Source organism: Peptococcaceae bacterium 1198_IL3148, assembly GCA_036763105.1.
Classification (GTDB): Bacteria; Bacillota; Desulfotomaculia; order Desulfotomaculales; family Desulfohalotomaculaceae; genus JBAIYS01.
Genome location: JBAIYS010000019.1, coordinates 17,578 through 37,249, shown reverse-complemented (window position 1 = coordinate 37,249; position 19,672 = coordinate 17,578). Strand labels below are relative to the sequence as shown.

The 19,672-nt window shown below is 44.4% G+C and carries 19 protein-coding genes, 1 tRNA gene and 1 rRNA gene; 20 read left to right on the top strand and 1 reads right to left on the bottom strand.

Going from position 1 to position 19,672, the window contains the following annotated elements:
* Positions 1-6: 6 nt before the first annotated feature.
* The 8 genes from rrf to disA all read left to right on the top strand — a co-directional run bounded on the left by rrf (position 7) and on the right by disA (position 7,625).
* Positions 7-120 (top strand): 5S ribosomal RNA (gene rrf / locus V6C27_14125).
* A 9-nt stretch (positions 121-129) separates the two neighbouring features.
* Positions 130-204 (top strand) — tRNA-Asn (locus V6C27_14120).
* A gap of 266 nt (positions 205-470) precedes the next feature.
* Entirely contained in the window at positions 471-983 is a 513-nt protein-coding gene (locus V6C27_14115; protein MEG6617540.1) for a CtsR family transcriptional regulator, read from the top strand.
* A 13-nt stretch (positions 984-996) separates the two neighbouring features.
* Positions 997-1,500, top strand: a complete 504-nt coding sequence (locus tag V6C27_14110; GenBank protein ID MEG6617539.1) for a UvrB/UvrC motif-containing protein — start codon at positions 997-999, stop codon at positions 1,498-1,500.
* A 12-nt stretch (positions 1,501-1,512) separates the two neighbouring features.
* Positions 1,513-2,574, top strand: a complete 1,062-nt coding sequence (locus V6C27_14105; protein MEG6617538.1) for a protein arginine kinase — start codon at positions 1,513-1,515, stop codon at positions 2,572-2,574.
* Positions 2,575-2,591: 17 nt separating this feature from the next.
* Positions 2,592-5,063, top strand: a complete 2,472-nt coding sequence (locus tag V6C27_14100; GenBank protein MEG6617537.1) for an ATP-dependent Clp protease ATP-binding subunit — start codon at positions 2,592-2,594, stop codon at positions 5,061-5,063.
* A gap of 124 nt (positions 5,064-5,187) precedes the next feature.
* Positions 5,188-6,540, top strand: a complete 1,353-nt coding sequence (radA, locus tag V6C27_14095) for a DNA repair protein RadA (protein MEG6617536.1) — start codon at positions 5,188-5,190, stop codon at positions 6,538-6,540.
* Between the two features lie 11 nt (positions 6,541-6,551).
* Positions 6,552-7,625 (top strand): DNA integrity scanning diadenylate cyclase DisA, encoded by a 1,074-nt coding sequence (gene disA, locus V6C27_14090; GenBank protein ID MEG6617535.1) that lies wholly within the window; start codon positions 6,552-6,554, stop codon positions 7,623-7,625.
* 167 nt (positions 7,626-7,792) lie between these two features.
* Here the strand turns inward: disA and V6C27_14085 are convergent, their stop codons facing one another.
* Positions 7,793-8,191, bottom strand: coding sequence for a DUF1573 domain-containing protein (locus V6C27_14085; protein ID MEG6617534.1), 399 nt, complete (start codon positions 8,189-8,191; stop codon positions 7,793-7,795).
* Between the two features lie 189 nt (positions 8,192-8,380).
* Between V6C27_14085 and V6C27_14080 the strand changes: the two genes are divergently transcribed.
* From V6C27_14080 to V6C27_14025, 12 genes are all read left to right on the top strand, one after another.
* A complete protein-coding gene (locus V6C27_14080) occupies positions 8,381-8,860 on the top strand; it encodes a CarD family transcriptional regulator (protein ID MEG6617533.1) in 480 nt (159 codons plus the stop codon).
* A gap of 160 nt (positions 8,861-9,020) precedes the next feature.
* On the top strand, positions 9,021-10,163 hold the full coding sequence (locus V6C27_14075; protein MEG6617532.1) for a PIN/TRAM domain-containing protein: 1,143 nt from the start codon (positions 9,021-9,023) through the stop codon (positions 10,161-10,163).
* A complete protein-coding gene (ispD, locus tag V6C27_14070; GenBank protein ID MEG6617531.1) occupies positions 10,150-10,863 on the top strand; it encodes a 2-C-methyl-D-erythritol 4-phosphate cytidylyltransferase in 714 nt (237 codons plus the stop codon). Before V6C27_14075 ends, ispD begins: the two co-directional genes overlap by 14 nt.
* On the top strand, positions 10,854-11,327 hold the full coding sequence (ispF, locus tag V6C27_14065; GenBank protein ID MEG6617530.1) for a 2-C-methyl-D-erythritol 2,4-cyclodiphosphate synthase: 474 nt from the start codon (positions 10,854-10,856) through the stop codon (positions 11,325-11,327). Before ispD ends, ispF begins: the two co-directional genes overlap by 10 nt.
* Before the next feature lie 106 nt (positions 11,328-11,433).
* Entirely contained in the window at positions 11,434-13,110 is a 1,677-nt protein-coding gene (locus V6C27_14060) for a glutamine--tRNA ligase/YqeY domain fusion protein (GenBank protein MEG6617529.1), read from the top strand.
* A gap of 342 nt (positions 13,111-13,452) precedes the next feature.
* Entirely contained in the window at positions 13,453-14,913 is a 1,461-nt protein-coding gene (gene gltX / locus V6C27_14055; protein MEG6617528.1) for a glutamate--tRNA ligase, read from the top strand.
* Between the two features lie 40 nt (positions 14,914-14,953).
* Positions 14,954-15,652, top strand: coding sequence for a serine O-acetyltransferase (gene cysE / locus V6C27_14050; GenBank protein MEG6617527.1), 699 nt, complete (start codon positions 14,954-14,956; stop codon positions 15,650-15,652).
* Positions 15,648-17,105: a cysteine--tRNA ligase gene (gene cysS / locus V6C27_14045; GenBank protein ID MEG6617526.1), complete on the top strand. Its 1,458-nt coding sequence runs from the start codon at positions 15,648-15,650 to the stop codon at positions 17,103-17,105. The genes cysE and cysS overlap by 5 nt, the downstream gene beginning before the upstream one ends.
* Complete coding sequence (locus V6C27_14040) at positions 17,106-17,528, top strand: ribonuclease III domain-containing protein (protein MEG6617525.1); 423 nt, start codon at positions 17,106-17,108, stop codon at positions 17,526-17,528.
* A gap of 1 nt (position 17,529) precedes the next feature.
* Positions 17,530-18,273 (top strand): FAD-dependent thymidylate synthase, encoded by a 744-nt coding sequence (thyX, locus tag V6C27_14035; GenBank protein MEG6617524.1) that lies wholly within the window; start codon positions 17,530-17,532, stop codon positions 18,271-18,273.
* Between the two features lie 29 nt (positions 18,274-18,302).
* Entirely contained in the window at positions 18,303-19,055 is a 753-nt protein-coding gene (gene rlmB, locus V6C27_14030; protein ID MEG6617523.1) for a 23S rRNA (guanosine(2251)-2'-O)-methyltransferase RlmB, read from the top strand.
* The gene (locus V6C27_14025) at positions 19,048-19,560 is read left to right on the top strand and encodes an NYN domain-containing protein (GenBank protein MEG6617522.1); all 513 of its coding nucleotides are present in this window, start codon (positions 19,048-19,050) and stop codon (positions 19,558-19,560) included. The genes rlmB and V6C27_14025 overlap by 8 nt, the downstream gene beginning before the upstream one ends.
* Positions 19,561-19,672: the final 112 nt, after the last annotated feature.

The following is a 19,672-nucleotide window of genomic DNA, read 5'->3' as shown; positions in this document are numbered from 1 at the left end:
AGTTTTTCTGGTGGCTTTGCCGCAGAGGGTACACCCGTTCCCATACCGAACACGGAAGTTAAGCTCTGCAGGGCCGATGGTACTTGGGTTTATCCCTGGGAGAGTAGGTCGCCGCCAGAATTAATTTATTCCTCGATAGCTCAATGGTGGAGCAACCGGCTGTTAACCGGTAGGTTGTAGGTTCGAGTCCTACTCGAGGAGCCATTACTAAAACCGTTAGGTGTTTATACCTAGCGGTTTTATTTTTTGCGTTTTGTAATACAGCAGAATTTCTACCATAAACCATGTATACCGGAACAAAAATATATTTTAGTAAATTAGACTAACATAATTTGCGTTATTAAGCAAAAACTAACCATAACGATAAAAAACAAATAAAAATCAACCTTGTATAAATACTGGTCAAAAGTGGTATACTTTGATTACAAAGGTCAGTCAAAGTCAAAATCAAAGTCAAAATCAAAGTCAAAATGATAAGCTTTTCTAAAGAAGGTGATAATAAAAATATGTCCAGCATGTCTAACATCATTGAAGCCTACTTAAAGAGTTTGTTAAACCAAAGTAAAAAAGGATTAATAGAGATTCAAAGAAATGAACTAGCCAGTAAATTTAACTGCGTACCCTCGCAAATAAACTACGTTTTATCCACCAGGTTCACCATTGGCCATGGTTATATTGTTGAAAGTCGGCGGGGTGGTGGTGGTTATATTCGGATAGAGCAAGTTCCACTGGATAACCGCTTTGCTTGGTTGGAAGAATTTAATCAATTGGTGGGGGACGACACCAGTCAACAGGTTGCTGGCAGCGTATTAAAGAGATTGTTTGATGAAGAGATCATCACTGAGCGAGAATATAACATTATGCAGGCAGCCATAGATAGGGCAGTGTTAAAAATAGAACTACCCTGGCGGGATAAACTAAGGGCTAACATTTTAAAAGCCATGGTTTCTGCAGTTATCAAGGATAATAAAAATAACTATTAGGGGGCGTAAATAAATGAATTGTGAGCGGTGCCATAAGCGCCCGGCAACTGTACATTTGATGCAGGTAATAAATAATCAAAAAACTGAAATGAATGTATGTGAGTACTGTGCCGGGGAACTGCAACAGGAGACATGGGGGTTTGGTTCAGATTTTAATTTAAATAATTTTCTCAGTGGTCTAATGGGCTGCGGTTATAGTCCCAGCTTGAAAAAGAGTGGCTCTGTGGCTTGCCCCAAATGTGGTAGCACTGATACCAAGATTACTAAAGGTGGATTATTTGGCTGCGATCAGTGTTATGAGACCTTTGAAGAACAAATATTACCTTTGGTAAAACGCATTCACGGTACAATGCAACATACCGGGAAAGTTCCCAAACGCACAGGCGGCAGAGCGCGATTGGAAAAGGATATTCGGTTATTAAAAGCAAAACTGCAGGAAGCGGTCAGTAAAGAGGAATTTGAGAAAGCCGTAAAGTTACGGGACAAAATACGCTCTTTGGAACAGCAGTTGCAATAAGGAGGAGTTCTGATGGGAATTAAAGATATAGTAAACAATGCCCATAGTAGCTGGATGAACAGTGATGGACCGGAGGGCGATGTAATAACCAGCAGTCGGATTAGAATTGCCAGAAACCTCAGTGGGATTCCGTTCCCCAATAGCATGTCCACCACTGATGCAGAAGCAGTTTTTCATGCAGTACAACAGGCGGTATCAAAATCCAATCAACAGTTAAACAAACTAGAACTTCTCAATATGGGTGAGTTAACACCGGTTGAACGGCGGGTTTTAATGGATAAACACCTGATAAGTCCAGATTTATTGAAGGACTATCAAAAAAAAGCAGTGGTTTTAAGTGAGAATGAGGTTTTTAGCATTATGCTAAATGAAGAGGATCATTTGCGCATTCAATGTTTACTACCTGGGCTACAATTGGAAAAGGCTTGGGAATTGGCCAATAACCTGGACGATGATTTAGAACAGGTGCTAGACTATGCCTATTCTGCCCAGTTGGGATACTTAACCGCTTGTCCCACCAACGTAGGCACTGGTTTGAGAGCTTCGGTAATGCTGCACCTGCCAGGTTTGACCATGTTAAGGCAAATTAATCCGATAATTAATGCCATTGCCAAATTGGGAATTACCGTCAGGGGTCTATACGGCGAAGGAACCCAGGCAATGGGCAATTTATATCAAGTATCAAATCAAGTGACACTGGGGCTTAGTGAAGAAGAGATTATTGATAAATTGAGTTCAATTATCAGACAGATTATCGACCAAGAACGGGCCGCCAGACAAGCGGTACATCATGATAACAAGTACCAATTGGAGGATCGCATATTTAGAGCCTATGGCACCTTAAAATATGCCAGATTGCTAACCACTGATGAAACAATGAAACTAATATCCGAGGTAAAATTAGGAGTAAATCTGAGAATAATAGAAGGTGTGGATGCCAGCGTTTTAAACCAACTATTGGTGATGATACAGCCGGCTTATTTGCAAAAACAGGCTAATCGAGAATTAAGTGCCCAAGAAAGGGATGTATTGAGGGCCAAGACAGTGAGAGATGAGTTGAATATTAATAAATAGTTGTAAGGAGGAGTAACATGTTTGCTAAATTTACTGAACGGGCCAGAAAAGTAATAGCATTGGCCCAAGAAGAGGCTAAAAATATGAATACCCCTTACATTGGTACTGAACATATACTTTTAGGATTAATCAGTGAGGGGCAGGGAGTGGCCGCCCAAGTGTTAAAACAGTTAGGAATTGATGCCAATGGTGTCAGAGCAAGTGTAGAAAAATTAGTTGGCAAAGGCCAAGGGACGTTAAAAAATCAAGAACTATTTTTAACACCTAGGGGCAAAAGGGTAATTGAGCTGGCGGTTTTGCACGCCAATAGAATGGGACATAACTATGTTGGCACTGAGCATTTGTTGCTGGGCCTAATCCATGAAGGGGAAGGGGTGGCGGCGCAAATATTGGTGGCAATGGGTGCAGATATTAATCGGGTGCAAAGTTTGTTGGTACAAATGCTTGGCGGTATTAACAATGCAGATAACCCCAATAACGATATGCATATGGGCGATAAGGGTGGCGGCTGCTCCGGTGGCAGTTGTGGTATGGGTAAACCGTCAAAAACACTTAGCGAGTTTGGTCGGGACTTAAATGCCATGGTGCGGGAAGGAAAACTGGACCCGGTTGTGGGCCGCCAAAAGGAAATTGAGCGAGTAATTCAAGTGTTGAGCAGACGGACTAAAAATAATCCGGTGCTGGTGGGAGAACCGGGCGTAGGTAAAACAGCCATTGCCGAAGGCTTGGCGCAATTGATTGTTAAAGGCGATGTACCGGAGACTTTAAGAAATAAGCGGGTTATCACGTTGGATTTATCCGCTATGGTGGCGGGCACCAAGTACCGTGGTGACTTTGAGGATCGTCTAAAAAACTTTATTAATGAAGTCAAAGAAGACGGCAATGTCATTGTGTTTATTGATGAATTGCACACTTTAATTGGTGCAGGGGCAGCAGAGGGTTCCATTGACGCCTCCAATATACTGAAACCGGCTTTGGCCAGAGGCGAATTCCAGACCATTGGGGCCACCACCCTTGACGAATACCGTAAGCATATTGAAAAGGATCCCGCTTTGGAACGACGTTTTCAACCGGTGACAGTGGCAGAGCCCACTGTGGAGGAAACCGTTCAAATACTGGAGGGCCTAAGAGATAAGTACGAAGCTCACCACCGGGTACGCATATCTGATGAAGCCCTAAAGGCGGCAGCAAAACTATCTGATCGCTATATAACGGATCGTTTTTTACCCGATAAAGCCATTGATTTAGTGGATGAAGCGGCTTCCAGAGTACGGATGCAAGCATATACCGCCACTCCGGACATGAAGGATTTAGAAAACAAATTGGCAGAGATTAAGTCAGAAAAAGAGTCGGCGGTAAACAACCAAGAGTTTGAAAAGGCTGCCAAGCTAAGGGATCAAGAAAAGGAACTTCAGCGACAACTTGAAGAACAAAGAACCCATTGGAAACAGCAACAAGGAAATGAAAACTTGGTGGTGGATGAAGAACAAGTGGCCCATATTGTTTCCAGTTGGACAGGAGTGCCGGTGCAAAAGTTGGCCCAAAATGAATCAGAGCGGTTGCTGAAATTGGAGGAAATACTGCATCAACGGGTTGTGGGTCAAGGGGAAGCTGTTCAGGCGGTGGCTAGGGCCGTTCGCCGCACCAGAGCTGGTCTAAAGGACCCGAAACGGCCCATCGGTTCTTTCATCTTTCTTGGCCCCACCGGTGTGGGCAAGACCGAATTGGCTAAGGCGCTGGCAGAGGCCATGTTTGGCGATGAGGATGCCATGGTGCGGATAGACATGTCAGAGTACATGGAGAAACATACTGTATCACGGTTAATCGGTTCACCTCCGGGTTATGTTGGTTATGATGAGGGGGGCCAGTTGACCGAAGCCGTTCGACGCCGTCCTTACTCCGTTGTTTTATTGGATGAAATTGAAAAGGCTCACCCAGATGTATTCAATATATTACTACAGGTTTTAGAGGACGGCCGCCTTACCGAAGCCAAAGGACGAACGGTAGATTTTCGCAACACTGTGATTATCATGACTTCCAACGTCGGCATTCAAAGGCTAAAGCAAACACCGGTGGTGGGCATTCGCACTGGTGAAGACAATGATAATAAAGCAGAAGAGATCAGACATTCACTGAAAAAAGAATTGGAAAGGACATTCAGACCGGAATTTTTAAACCGGATAGATGAAATTATTTACTTCCATGCCTTGTCTCGGGAACATATTAAAGAAATTGTCGGCTTAATGCTTGGTGAGGTCACCAAACGGATGGCAGAGAAAGATATTTACTTAGAGTTTACTGATCAGGCCAAAGCTATGTTGGCCGAGCGGGGCTTTAGTGAAGAATATGGCGCTAGGCCATTGCGGCGGGAGATCCAAAAGGTGGTCGAAGATAAGTTATCGGAGGAACTGTTGGCGGGCCACATCAAACACGGTGATAAAGTAAAAATGGACGTATTAGATGGTGAAATGGTAGTACGCACAGTATAAAACCACTAAAATACTATTATTATTAGGGTAAGGGTACGTTATACGATACCTTTACCCTATTCCCTTTTTTGTTAACATGTTATAATTAATATTTAGTGAGAAAAACTGGAAGGGGGTGATTGGCATACGCGCAAAGTCCAGTTTTTTGTGTCAAGAATGTGGCCACCAATCACCGCGTTGGTTAGGTAGGTGTCCCAACTGCGATGCTTGGAACAGTTTGGTTGAGGAAGTTTCTTCACCAGTAAAGAAAAAAATAAAGGCAAACAGTGCCCCGATGCCAATGCTACTTTCAGAGGTTCCATTGGCCCAAGAGGAAAGGTACTCCACCGGCATTGGGGAACTGGACCGAGTGCTCGGTGATGGAGTGGTACCGGGGTCACTGGTATTGATTGGCGGTGACCCGGGCATTGGAAAATCTACTTTGCTGCTACAGGCGGCCAATAGCTTAAGTGCAGGGGGCAAAGTGCTATATGTGTCCGGTGAAGAATCTATCAAACAGGTGGGAATAAGGGCCAAACGACTGGGCATTAATAACTCAAACCTGTACCTAGCTTGCGAAACAGATATTGATATTATTTGCGAACAATTGTCACAGTTATCGCCAAGGGTAGTGATAATAGACTCGATACAAACGATGATACAAGCTGACATTAGTTCTGCACCGGGGAGTGTCTCCCAAGTTAGAGAATGTACCTCCCGTTTAATGCGATATGCAAAGCACTATGGCATATCTATATTTATTGTCGGACACGTTACTAAGGAGGGAACATTGGCCGGGCCAAGGGTGCTTGAACACATGGTGGATACCGTGCTTTACTTTGAAGGGGATCGACATCAAGCCTTCCGCATTCTGCGTACAGTTAAAAATCGTTATGGTTCCACCAATGAATTGGGTATCTTTGAAATGCAGGGCGAGGGGTTAAAGGAAGTGGCCAATCCATCAATGCTATTTATGGCGAGACACCCTTTCTCCACTGCACCGGGCTCGGTGGTGGTTCCCAGTGTTGAGGGCACCAGGCCAATATTGGTAGAAATTCAATCGTTAGTGTGCCCAACATCCTTTGGTTTACCCAGGCGGATGACCACCGGTGTGGATCACAACCGGGTGGCCCTAATTATGGCTGTTCTAGAAAAACGAGTGGGCCTACGGATGGGGAACTACGATGCCTATGTCAACGTTGTGGGTGGAGTGAAGCTGTTGGAACCTGCTGTCGACCTGGCTGTGGCCATAGCATTGGCCTCCAGTTTTAAAGAAATAATGGTTGATAATGATATGGTGGTGGTGGGTGAAATTGGTTTGACTGGTGAAGTCCGACCGGTGACTGCACTGGATAGAAGATTAAAAGAGGCTGAGAACATGGGATTTAAAAAGGCTTTAGTACCAAGGACCAATATCAATAAAACGACATTTCCAAGTATAGAAGTTTACCAGATCAATACCGTGGCCGAAGCCATTGAAGTGGCATTAATGGGTTAAGGAGGGGCAACATGATTAAAGACGAAGCCTTTGAAGATAAATTACTTCAAGTTTTGCGCAAGGTTGCTCCGGGCACTCCATTAAGGGATGGTTTAGAGAATATATTAAAGGCTAAAACCGGGGCGTTAATTGTGATTGCAGACCGACCATCGGTTTTAGAAATTGCTGAGGGTGGTTTTGGAATTAATGCTGACTTTACCCCGGCATCTTTATATGAGCTGGCTAAAATGGATGGGGCAATTATTTTATCGGAGGATACTAAGCGCATCATTGCTGCCAATACCCAACTGATCCCCGACCTAGTGATACCTTCCACTGAAACCGGTATCAGACATCGTACAGCCGAGCGGGTGGCTAAGCAGACCGGGGCTTTGGTAATATCGATTTCTCAACGTCGTGGGGTAATTACATTATACAAGGGCAATTTAAAATATGTCTTGAGGGAAATAGGGGTTATCTTAACCAAAGCAAATCAAGCCATCCAAACGCTAGAAAAGTATCGTTCGGTTTTAGACCAAGTAATATTAGAACTGTCCATTTTAGAGTTCGAGGGCAACGTTACGTTATACGATGTCTGTCGAGTGATTCAACGCTTAGAAATGGTACTTAGAGTAGTGAAAGAAATTGAAAGATACATCAGTGAATTGGGCACAGAGGGTCGCCTAATTACCATGCAAATGGACGAATTGGTAGTCAATGTAGAAACCGATGGTATTTTAATTATTCAGGATTACGCCTCGGACATTGAAAAACCGCCAGAGCATATTTTAGATATTATCAATAGCTGGCCAGCGGAAGATTTGCTTGATTTAGTGCTAATTGCTAGGGCTTTAGGTTATTCAGGCAGTCAGAGTATATTGGACGAAAATGTTACACCGAAGGGTTACCGATTATTGCGCAAAATACCTAGACTGCCAGTGCCGGTAATAGACAATCTGGTCAATACCTTTGAGACCTTGCCAAAAATATTAAACGCCAGTATTGAGCAATTGGATGATGTTGAAGGCATTGGTGAAGTGCGCGCCAGGTCTATAAAAGACGGCCTGTGTCGTTACCGGGATAAGTTATTGCAAGATCGAATTTGAGCAAAGAGGCTGTTACAAAACCCACCGTAAGGGGTCAGTTTCCTCGCCGACCCGCCAAGTAACGTAGGTTTGGTGCTAGGGGCAGGCATGGAAACCTGCCCCTACACTGCTTTTTGCAACAGCCTCTTTTTACATGTTTAATTTAAGCAAAAATTAAGTATATTGGATTAAGTTATATTATATTGCCCCAATAATTGCATTTTATGGTGTTCTTTAATAATGACATCGAATAAATTTATATCCAACGAGTTACAGGTGGCAGCTAGATATACTAGGGAACGGCCAATTTCATTCTCTATCTTTTCTCTGCAGTTGGGGCAAAGACTGCCGGTTACACTGGGGGTACAGGTGGACTTTAAGTCCATAAGGGATGCGTTTTTCGGTAGCTCATACTTTTTAAGTTGAATTTGCACACAACCACAGGTGGTAACTGTTTTTATTATTGATCGCTGTATTTTAGTTGAGCACTCCTGATGGCGGTTTAAAATATCTAAAATGCTACCATTGCATAAAACCTGTTCAGCCACAGCATATTGAAAATTATCTGCCATTAAATCTTTTAACACTAGCACCACTCCTTTAGTATGTGTTCATGTTTAGATAAATTATAGTGTTCGTTTGAGGTGTTTGTCAAACGAACACAGTTTAAATTTTATATTGACACTATTCACAACGCTGTGCTATAATTATAAACTTATTTTGACAACGGTGCTAATTTGTGATATACTATGGTTGAAATGAAAGGGGGAGCGGCCTTGTACAATATTGGGGACAAAGTGGTTTACCCTATGCATGGCGCAGGTGTAATTGAAGCTATTGAGGAGAAGGAAGTGCTGGGTGAGAAACGCAATTACTATATATTGCGGCTTCCTGTGGGTGATATGAAGGTAATGATCCCAATCAGCAATGGTAGCAACAGCACAGGATTGCGCGAAGTGATAGACGATGCCGGAGTGCAACAGGTAATGAACATACTGAAACAAGATTCTGTGCCAGCAACAGGTAACTGGAACCGTAGATATCGGGCTAACTTAGAAATGATTAAAAGCGGTGATATCTATAAAGTGGCTGAAGTTGTGCGGAATTTATTTAAAAGAGATAAAGAAAAAGGGCTTTCTTCCGGTGAACGGAAAATGTTAGAGAGTGCCCGGCAAATATTGTTAAGTGAATTGGTTTTGGCGACTGAGGTAGAAGAAGAAAAAGCCCAACTGCTAATTGAGAAAGCCTTAGCCTAAATTTTACGTCAGAGCATTATTCTGACGTATTTTATTTTACTCTTATAATTTTATTGCAGGTTTTTTTCGCTAAACGATTGAATTAGTGATGGATAATTCTCTATAATGTACAGTATAAAATAGTAACAATATTATTATCGTAAAGGAGGTGAAAGCGATATTGATAAAAAAGTCTATTCGTGGCATGTTGGTGTTGTTGTTTGCGGCTTTGGGATTTTACATAGGCTTGTATATCCATTCTCATGATTTAATAGCCTTATCAGAAAAAATACCGCAATTAAAAATTGGACTTATAGTTTTAACTACAATAGCAGGGGCATTAATTGGAGTGTTTTTATCTCCGCTAATCATTAAGGTGTCTTTGCGTATAACCGCCTATATTGACCAATACTTAGCAAAAACCCCCACTTCAGACTTGGTGATGGGGGCGGTAGGTTTAATATTTGGACTTATAATAGCTAATCTATTGGGTTCTATTTTGGCCTTTATGGGCCCGCTGGGTAAAGGGATTTGGTTACTTAGCACGATATTACTGGGTTATTTAGGTCTTTCGGTGGGAATAAAAAAACGGGAAGAATTGTTAACCTTAGTATCTAACTTTATGCCCTTTGGTAAAGATAAAGCCATTAAAGGCGATGCCAAGGGTGGTGGCACCGTTAAGGTTCTAGATACCAGTGTCATCATTGATGGTCGGATTTCTGAACTTTGTGAGAGTGGCTTTATTGAAGGGGTTTTATTGGTACCAACCTTTGTTGTGGATGAGCTCCGTCACATAGCTGATTCGGCAGACCTGTTAAAGCGTAACCGTGGTCGCCGGGGGCTGGATATTTTAAATCATATGCGTAAAAATATTCCGGATATTAAGGTGCAGATATATGAAAATGTGCGCAGTTTAGATGATATTGCGGAAGTTGATGCTAAATTAGTGAAACTGTCAGAAAAACTAGGGGCAAAAATTTTAACCAATGACTTTAACCTAAACAAAGTGGCTGAGTTGCATGGTGTTAAAGTGCTCAACATTAATGAATTGGCCAACGCGGTAAAACCGGTGGTGCTACCCGGGGAAGAAATGGTGGTGCAGGTGGTTAAAGAAGGCAAGGAAATGGGTCAAGGCCTTGCTTACTTAGATGATGGCACCATGATAGTGGTGGATGGCGGCAGACGTCATATGGGGCAAGCTATCACTGTCTTAGTAACCAGCGTATTGCAGACCGCGGCAGGCAGGATGATTTTTGCTAAACCTAAAAACGGCGATCGTCGGGCAGAATCTGACCATAATAATGAGGTGAATGCCGTTGGCTAATACATACGCGGTAATCCCTGCTGCCGGCACCGGCAGTAGGATGGGTGCTAAAACAAAGAAACAGTATCTACAGCTTGATGGCTGGCCAGTGTTGGCACACACATTAAAAATCTTTGAAAAATCACCGACAATTAGCGGAGTGGTGTTGGTGGTGGGTGAGCAGGAAGTTGAATGGTGCCGCCAGCAAATTGTAGAACGCTATGGCTTTAATAAAGTGCTGGTGGTGGTTCCCGGAGGGAATCACCGCCAGCACTCAGTTTATAATGGTTTGTTGGCCCTTGCTGCCCAAGATGAGGACATTGTGATGGTGCATGATGGAGCCAGGCCGCTAATTACTGAGGAAATACTTTCTAAAGCGGCGGAGGCAGCGTTGGACAAAGCGGCCGTGGTGGTGGCGGTGCCGGCCAAGGACACCATTAAGGTTATTGATGGTCAGAGTAGAGTAGTCAGCACGCCGCCCCGGGAAAGGCTATGGCAGGTCCAAACCCCCCAGGTTTTTAATTATCGGTTGCTTTTGCGTGCCTATCAACATGCAAAAGAAAATGATTTTTTGGGCACAGATGATGCTTCTTTGGTGGAATATTTAGGGCATAGTGTTTATATTGTGCCGGGGAATTACGAAAATATTAAAATTACCACACCGGAAGACATGCTGTTGGCTGAATCTATTCTCCAAAGGAGGCGGGAACAGTGCGAGTAGGTATTGGTTATGATGTACATAAATTAGTGACTGACCGACCGCTGATTATAGGCGGGGTAAATATCCCCTATCACCTGGGACTGGCGGGCCATTCCGATGCCGATGTGTTAACTCACGCCATTATGGATGCGATGTTAGGTGCTGCCGGTGAGGGGGATATTGGCCGACATTTCCCCGATACCGATGTACGGTACAAAGGTATTTCCAGTATGCTGTTATTGCAAGAGGTTAAAGACATCATCCTTTCGGCGGGCTATGTTTTGAACAACTTGGATGCCGTGGTGGTGGCCCAAGCGCCAAAAATGGCACCCCATATTAATCTGATGCAACAAAACATAGCCAATGCGCTGCAGGTGGAACCCGGTGCTGTCAATGTGAAGGCAACCACCACTGAACATTTGGGCTTTGCCGGCCGCGGAGAAGGCATTGGGGCCTATGCCGTTTGCACCATCCTTAGGGCTTAATCAAGATTTTGCTTATAAGAAAAAGGGTTTTTGGATAATATGTGGAAAGTAGACATTTTGTGACGGGTTTTCAGTTTTCACAAAATAGATAAGGGAGTCATGGTTCATGAACAACAAATTTACCAGTTTTATTCATGATATAATTGATAATGATCTCAAAGCGGGGAAAAACAACGGTGAAGTGCATACCCGTTTTCCACCGGAACCAAACGGTTATTTACATATTGGACATGCTAAATCAATTTGCTTGAACTTTGGTTTAGCGCTGGAATATAAAGGCCTTTGCAATTTAAGATTTGATGATACTAACCCCAGTAAAGAAGATGTGGAATACGTTGAATCCATTCAAGAGGATGTTAAATGGCTGGGTTATGACTGGGACGATAGGCTTTACTATGCTTCGGATTATTTTGATAGCCTGTATAATTACGCTGTTCAACTAATCAAGGCCGGAAAAGCTTATGTGGACGATTTAAGTGCGGAAGAAATACGGGAATATCGTGGCACTTTAACAGCACCGGGCAAAGAAAGTCCCTATCGCAACCGCACCATTGAAGAGAATCTGGATCTCTTTGAGCGGATGAAGGCGGGAGAGTTTGCTGATGGTTCCCGGGTGCTGCGGGCTAAAATTGATATGGCTTCTCCCAATTTGAATATGCGTGACCCGGTGATTTACCGAATTCAAAAGGCAAAACATCACCGCACCGGGGACAAGTGGAGCATTTATCCGATGTATGATTTTGCTCACCCCCTTTCGGATGCCATCGAGGGAATTACCCACTCCATCTGTACCTGTGAATTTGAAGATCACCGACCACTTTATGAATGGGTGGTCAATAACGTGGATGGAGGGCTACCATCAAAGCCCCAGCAAATTGAATTTGCCCGTCTCAACCTTAGCCATACTGTGATGAGTAAACGCAAACTCCGTCAATTGGTGGAGGAGGGCTATGTCAAGGGTTGGGATGACCCCCGAATGCCAACCATCTCTGGTCTGCGGCGCCGTGGTTATACTCCCGAAGCAATTCGGGACTTCTGTGAGCGCATTGGCGTGGCTAAGGCGGTGAGCACGGTAGATATAGCGCTGTTGGAACACTGCATCCGTGAGGATTTAATTTTTAAAACCCCGCGGTTGATGGCGGTGTTGCGCCCGTTAAAAGTGGTGATAGAAAACTATCCTGCAGATCAAGTGGAATGGATGGATGCGGCCAACAACCAAGAAAATTCCGAATTGGGCAGCCGTAAAATGCCCTTCTCCCAGGTTGTCTATATTGAACAAGATGACTTTATGGAGGATCCGCCCAAGAAATTCTTCCGGCTGGCGCCCGGTCGGGAAGTGAGATTAAAACACGCTTATATTATTAAATGCGAGCAAGTGATTAAAGATGAAACAACGGGCGAGATTATTGAACTTCGTTGTACCTATGACCCCACAACCCGCAGTGGCAGTGATACCTCGGGCAAGAAGGTTAAAGGTACACTGCATTGGGTTTCTGCATCCCATGCGGTAAAGGCTGAAGTGCGTTTGTATGATCATCTTTTTGTAAAGGAAAATCCGGAGGACGAAAAGGGTGTAGATTTTAAACAAAACTTAAATCCAAACTCGTTAGAAGTATTGTCGTCCTTTGTGGAACCTTGTTTGGCGGAGGCTAAAGTTGGCCAGCGGTTCCAGTTCCTTAGACAGGGATATTTCAGTGTTGACCCAGACACCACCAGTGAATTGCCAGTATTTAACCGGATAGTGTCATTAAAGGATTCCTGGGCAAAAATGCAGAAGAAGTAGTGGTAAATACCTTAAAATGATTTTCCGTTAGAATTTATTTGGCTGTTGAAGCCCCCTTCCTGTGACGGAAGGGGGCTCTTTTAGTGAGAACACTTTTATTGTTAAGACGTCGATGCCTGATTCCGGCAGGCATGAATTGCCGCCAACAGCCTCCTTTGTGGTAGGGGGTGGTTTCCACGCCGACCCGCTAAAGTAACCTAGGTTCATGAAGCAATGCATTCTTAGTCCACCTACGCTGGCAAATAGTGATGACATTGCAATAAGTTGTGTCTCCTTGCCTAAAGGTGGTATAATATCCAACTAGAGATCTAACAAATTTTAAGTATGGAGGAGGAAGCTTTTTTGACTGTTCGGGTTCGTTTTGCCCCAAGTCCTACGGGGCCATTACATATTGGTGGAGCGCGTTCCGCTCTATTTAACTGGCTTTATGCACGCCATCATGGTGGGCAGTTTATTGTACGGATAGAGGACACAGATTTAGAGCGTTCCAGCCGTGAATCGGAAGAAAATATTTTGGGTGCCCTTAAATGGCTGGGTATGGATTGGGATGAAGGAATCCAAGTAGGTGGTCCCAACGCCCCATATCGACAGACAGAACGTTTGCCCAAGTATCGTGAATTAGCCCAAAGACTGGTGGATGAAGGGCATGCCTATTACTGTTATTGCAGTGAAGAAGAATTGGCAGCCGAGCGGGAAGCTTTAATGGCTAAGGGAGAACTGCCCCGGTATTTAGGCCGTTGTCGCAATCTTTGTCCTGAAGACAAAGCTAAATTTGAGGCCGAAGGCCGTAAACCGGTGCTGAGATTTAAAGTGCCCCAGGATCAGATTATCACCATTAATGATGAGGTGCGGGGGCAGGTAGAGTTTGAAAGTAACGGCATTGGCGATTTTATTATCATGAAATCCGATAACATCCCCACCTATAATTTTGCGGTGGTGGTGGATGACCACGATATGAACATTACCCATGTGGTGCGGGCCGAGGAACATCTTTCCAACACCCCCAGACAAATTTTAATATATGATGCTTTGGGTTGGCAAAAACCCACCTTTGCTCATGTTTCGTTAATCTTGGGCAAAGACCGCAGTAAAATGTCCAAGCGTCATGGAGCCACATCCATTGAACAGTATCAAAACTTGGGTTATCTGCCAGAGGCATTGGTAAACTTTTTAGCCCTTTTAGGTTGGTCACCCGGGGGAGAAGAAGAAGTTATGTCGCTGGATGAATTGAAGAACTTATTTTCGTTGGATAAGGTGTCTAAGAGCCCGGCGGTATTTGATTTAGACAAGTTAAACTACTTAAATGGGGTTTATATTCGCAACAGCGATTTGGATTATGTCACCAACATGGCTTTGCCGTATTTGCAGCAGGCAGGTTATATGCCAACGGAACTGGCTCCGGAAGACATAAAGTTGGCCAAACAAATTGTTGATGCCACCAGAAAATATGTTAATAACTTATCTGAAATCGTCAACCATGTGGAGATCTTCTTTGCTGATGAGGTGAAATTAGAAGATCAAACCGCCAAGGAAGCACTGACCATCGAGGAAGTGCCCCAGGTTTTGCATGCCATGAAACAAAAAATACTGAGCAGCAGTGAATTAACCGAAACCATTGTTAAGGGAATGCTAAAAGAATTAACTAAGGAACTTGGTTTTGGTGGTAAAAAGGTTTATATGACCTTGCGGGTAGCATTAACCGGACAAACCCACGGTCCGGAATTATATCAAATTATACCGATACTGGGCATCAACCGAACGGTGGCCAGATTGAATACTGTTTTAGAAGGCAAGTTAAAATAATAAACGTTATTATGATGTATTGCTGGGGAGGTGAACCCCGATGTTTAATAGATTAAAGAGAGAAATCCAAGTGGTATTTGAGCGGGACCCCGCTGTAAAAAGCACGTTGGAAGTTTTGTTGACTTATCCAGGGCTACACGCCATTATGACCCATCGGTTAGCCCACTGGATGTATAAGAAAAAATGGTTTTTACCAGCACGGATGCTTTCCCAATTTTCCCGGTTCATTACCGGCATTGAGATTCACCCGGGCGCCAAAATTGGTGAAGGCTTATTTATCGACCACGGCGCCGGGGTGGTAATTGGTGAAACCGCTGAAGTGGGGGACAATGTCACCATTTATCAAGGGGTAACTTTAGGTGGTACCGGGAAAGAAAAGGGTAAGCGCCATCCCACCATTGGCAATAATGTGGTGATCAGCTCCGGCGCCAAAGTGCTGGGTTCCTTTTGCGTGGGGGACAATGTTAAGATTGGTGCCGGATCGGTGGTTTTAAAACCAGTTCCGGACAATTGTACCGTTGTGGGTGTTCCGGGAAAAATTGTGGTTAGAAACGGGCAACGGGTGGGAACGGTGCCTGAAATTGACCTGCGTCACGATCTACTACCTGACCCGGTGGCCGATGCGATTACCGCTTTAAACCAGGCCATGCAGCGGTTAGAGAAACGGGTGGATGAGCTGGAGCGGGAAAACCACATGTTGAAGAATGAACTGAAGAAGGGGGCCCAAAGTTGTGATTGAACTTTATAATACTCTCACCAGGAAAAAAGAGCAGTTTTCGCCCAGAGACCCTGGTAAAGTAAGTATGTATGTTTGTGGCCCGACAACATATAACTACATACACTTAGGAAACGCTCGGCCGTTGATAGTGTTTGATACGGTGCGCAGATATTTACAGTATAAGGGTTACGATGTTACTTACATTCAGAATTTTACCGATGTGGATGACAAAATTATTAAGCGGGCCCACGAAGAGGGGGATGACCCGCTAAATTTAGCCCAACGCTATATTAACGAGTATTTTACCGATGCCGATGCTTTGAATGTTAAACGGGCTGACAATCACCCCAAGGTGTCAGAACACATCACTGAAATTATTGATATCATTCAAACCTTGATTGATAAAGGTTACGCCTACGATGTGGCTGGGGATGTGTTTTATGATGTCCATGCATTTCCTAACTATGGTAAGTTGTCCGGTCGATCACTGGATGAAATGCAGGCCGGCGCCCGGGTGGAAGTTAATGAAATTAAAAAACACCCCATGGATTTTGCCCTGTGGAAGAAGGCTAAACCCGGTGAGCCCAGTTGGCAAAGCCCTTGGGGCTTAGGTCGGCCCGGTTGGCACATAGAATGCTCTGCCATGGCTTTAAAATACTTGGGAACTGGCTTTGACATCCATGGTGGTGGCTTTGACTTGATTTTTCCCCACCATGAAAATGAAATTGCTCAATCGGAAGCTGCCACCGGCAGTCCCTTTGCCCACTATTGGATGCACAATGGGTTTATCACCGTCAATCAAGAAAAAATGTCCAAGTCCTTGGGCAACTTCTTTTTGGTGCGGGATATTCTCAATCAGTTCCCCGGTGAAGTGGTTCGCTTTTATTTGCTGTCAACCCATTACCGCAGTCCACTGGATTTTGACGACGAAAAGCTGGCCGCCAGCCAACGGGGCTTAGAACGGATAAAAACCAGTTACCGCCTCCTCGGCGAAGGCTTATCCAGCTTGGAAATCAGTGGCGACGCAAATGAATTGGACCATCAATTCTCCGCTAAGTTGGACCAATTTAAACAAAGTTTTGAAAGCGCCATGGAAGATGATTTTAACACTGCCCTGGCCATTGCCATTTGGTTTGATCTAGCCAGGGAAGTAAATGGTTATTTGAGTAATTTGCCACCGGGTAAAACCCCAAAGACTTTAAACTTGCTAAAACAAGCGGCTGAACTTTTTGTGGTGTTTAACCGGGTGCTGGGAGTATTTAAAGAGGATGTGGCCACTGGTAAGCTATTACTGCAACCGGATGCCGCAGGCAATGATGATTTAACCGAAAAATTGATTGAACTTATCATTGATGTCCGTCAGCAAGCCCGGAAGAAAAAGGATTGGGCCACCGCTGATGTGATTAGAGATCGGCTGAAGGAAATGGGGATAACCCTTGAAGACACGCCCCAGGGTGTCAGGTGGAAAAAATAAATGAATGAAATCAGTTTCTCTGACCAACCGATGGCAAATCCCCATCTGTTGCCGCCGTTAGCCTTGGCGTATTTAGGTGATGCTGTATATGAAGTGGCTGTAAGACGGTTTTTGTTGACCTATGGCATAGTGCGGGCAAACCAGTTACATCGGCAGGCCATTAAATACGTTAGGGCCAGTACCCAAGCGAAGGTGCTTTTTGCACTGGAAGATAAACTGACTGCGGAGGAACAGGCGGTGGTGAAAAGGGGTCGCAACGCTAAATCCCACCATACCCCTAAGGGATCCAGCGTAACGGAATACCGCCACAGCACCGCCTTTGAATGCTTGGTTGGTTATCTATACCTAAAGGGTGATATCGACCGACTGAATCAGATATTACAAGTTGTATCTGCTGTTGTCGGTCAAGAAAAGGGAGAATAATATGGGTGCAAAAGAATTAGTAGTAAAGTTATTGCGGTACACACCACAACCGGAAGAAACGGTAGCCATGGGTGCCCGGTTGTGCTACTCCGCCTCTTCCATAGAGCAGTTGGCGGAAGGAATCAGCAGGGCGGATCAAGCGGGTTTTATAAAAAAATTGATGGACATGCGACATTTCACCCCGCTGGAGCATGTTTCCTTTACCTTTGGCATTGAAGGGGTATCCAGAAGCTTGCTGGCCCAAATCACTCGGCACCGCATTGCCAGCTTCAGTGTCCAATCCCAACGTTATGTGGGGGAAACCTCAACGCAAAATCGGGGCGAAACCTTCAGTTATATTGTGCCTCAGAAGGTTAGGGAATTGGGGGAAGAAGCGGTCCAAGATTTTCATCACCAGATGGAACAAATACAAAAATGGTATGATGAATGGGTACAACGCTTTGGTGGCCAGCGTTCGGCTTACGAAGATGCCCGCTTTGTGTTGCCCAATGCAGCAGAAACAAAAATTGTGGTTACCATGAATGCCCGAGAGCTAATGCACTTCTTTAATTTACGTTGCTGTAACCGCGCCCAGTGGGAAATCCGGGCGGTGGCCAACCAGATGTTGACAGAGGTAAAAAAGGTGGCGCCGGCTATTTTTAAACAGGCTGGTCCCAGCTGTTTGGGCGGAGCCTGCCCGGAAGGGGCTATGAGCTGCGGTGACATTAAAGGAGTTAGATTGAGCTATTTGGGAGAAAATAATTAAGCTGGTAAAAATATAACTTTGAAAAGGCTATGGTGAGGTCAATGTCCCAAGATATTATTGCAGGACGTAATCCGGTGTTAGAGGCATTGCGTGCTGGCAGAACAATCAATAAGATTTTTATAGCTTCTGGTGCCAGAATTGGCAATCTAAAAGAAATTTACAACTTGGCTAAACAAAATAAAGTGCCAGTACAAAATGTTGAACGAAAATATTTAGATAAAATAGCCGGTGATGCCCATCAGGGGATAGCTGCCATGGCTTCGGCCAAGGAATATGTGGATATTGATGATTTGTTGGATTCTGTGGAGGGGGAGCCCTTTCTAATTTTATTGGATGAAATTCACGACCCCCATAACCTGGGAGCAATTATTCGGACGGCCGATGCTGCCGGTGCCCATGGGGTGATTATCCCCCAACGGCGTTCGGTGCAATTAACGGCCACTGTGTCCAAGGCCTCTGCGGGCGCCATAGAGCATTTACCGGTTTCCAGAGTGACTAACCTGGTTCAGACCATTAAGAAATTACAAGCTAGAGGCGTCTGGGTTGTGGGTGCCGATATGGACGGTGCTGAACTGCACTGGAACAGCCGCTTAGATGGTCCGATAGCGTTGGTCATTGGTGGCGAAGGAAAGGGTTTAGGGCGTTTGGTGAAGGAGTCCTGTGACGCTGTTGTTAGATTGCCAATGGCCGGTAAAGTTAATTCACTAAATGCCTCTGTGGCGGCCGCCATATTAACCTATGAAGTGGTGCGCCAACGGGACCAAGGGAAGAGAAATGCCTGATCACTATGTAATAGATGGTTATAATATTATCCATGCCTGGGATCACTATAAAAAGATTAGAGAAACATCCCTTGACCATGCCAGGGACAAACTTATTGAGACGTTATCTAACTTTGCTGGAGCGTCGAAAAATGAAGTGACGGTAGTATTCGATGCCCATTTGGTCAAAGCGGGGTATGAAAAGTTTGAAAGGATCAACAATGTTAACGTATATTACACTGGTCAAGATGAGACGGCAGACTCATTGATCGAAAGGCTAGTTGGCGAACTGCTAAAAAAATCTCGGGTATTTGTGGTTACCTATGACTGGGATGAACAAAAAATTATTTTTGGCCGTGGCGCCTATCGGTTAACCCCCAAAGAATTGCTAACCCAAATCAAAAAGATGCATCAGGAAACTAAGCGGCATGCCAAAAGCTCCCGGCCGGCGGATGATTATCTTGAAAATAGGTTGGACGAAGAGGTAAGAAAAAAGTTTGAACAATGGCGTAGACAAAAGCAATAACGGGTTATAGTTTGGACCTGCCATCTTTTTTAGTTGACTAGCCATTTTGCTTTCAGTTATAATTGTCCTTGTAGGCTAGGTAAGATAAAGTGAGATCCTAGTGCTTAAAAGC

What these genes read in the sequence shown, in the direction of transcription:
- V6C27_14115 (MEG6617540.1), top strand. Translation starts at nt 471, where the DNA reads ATGATAAGCTTTTCTAAAGAAGGTGATAATAAAAATATGTCCAGCATG.
- V6C27_14110 (MEG6617539.1), top strand. Translation starts at nt 997, where the DNA reads ATGAATTGTGAGCGGTGCCATAAGCGCCCGGCAACTGTACATTTGATG.
- V6C27_14105 (MEG6617538.1), top strand. Translation starts at nt 1,513, where the DNA reads ATGGGAATTAAAGATATAGTAAACAATGCCCATAGTAGCTGGATGAAC.
- V6C27_14100 (MEG6617537.1), top strand. Translation starts at nt 2,592, where the DNA reads ATGTTTGCTAAATTTACTGAACGGGCCAGAAAAGTAATAGCATTGGCC.
- disA (MEG6617535.1), top strand. Translation starts at nt 6,552, where the DNA reads ATGATTAAAGACGAAGCCTTTGAAGATAAATTACTTCAAGTTTTGCGC.
- ispD (MEG6617531.1), top strand. Translation starts at nt 10,150, where the DNA reads ATGCCGTTGGCTAATACATACGCGGTAATCCCTGCTGCCGGCACCGGC.
- V6C27_14060 (MEG6617529.1), top strand. Translation starts at nt 11,434, where the DNA reads ATGAACAACAAATTTACCAGTTTTATTCATGATATAATTGATAATGAT.
- cysE (MEG6617527.1), top strand. Translation starts at nt 14,954, where the DNA reads ATGTTTAATAGATTAAAGAGAGAAATCCAAGTGGTATTTGAGCGGGAC.
- V6C27_14040 (MEG6617525.1), top strand. Translation starts at nt 17,106, where the DNA reads ATGAATGAAATCAGTTTCTCTGACCAACCGATGGCAAATCCCCATCTG.
- thyX (MEG6617524.1), top strand. Translation starts at nt 17,530, where the DNA reads ATGGGTGCAAAAGAATTAGTAGTAAAGTTATTGCGGTACACACCACAA.
- rlmB (MEG6617523.1), top strand. Translation starts at nt 18,303, where the DNA reads ATGGTGAGGTCAATGTCCCAAGATATTATTGCAGGACGTAATCCGGTG.
- V6C27_14025 (MEG6617522.1), top strand. Translation starts at nt 19,048, where the DNA reads ATGCCTGATCACTATGTAATAGATGGTTATAATATTATCCATGCCTGG.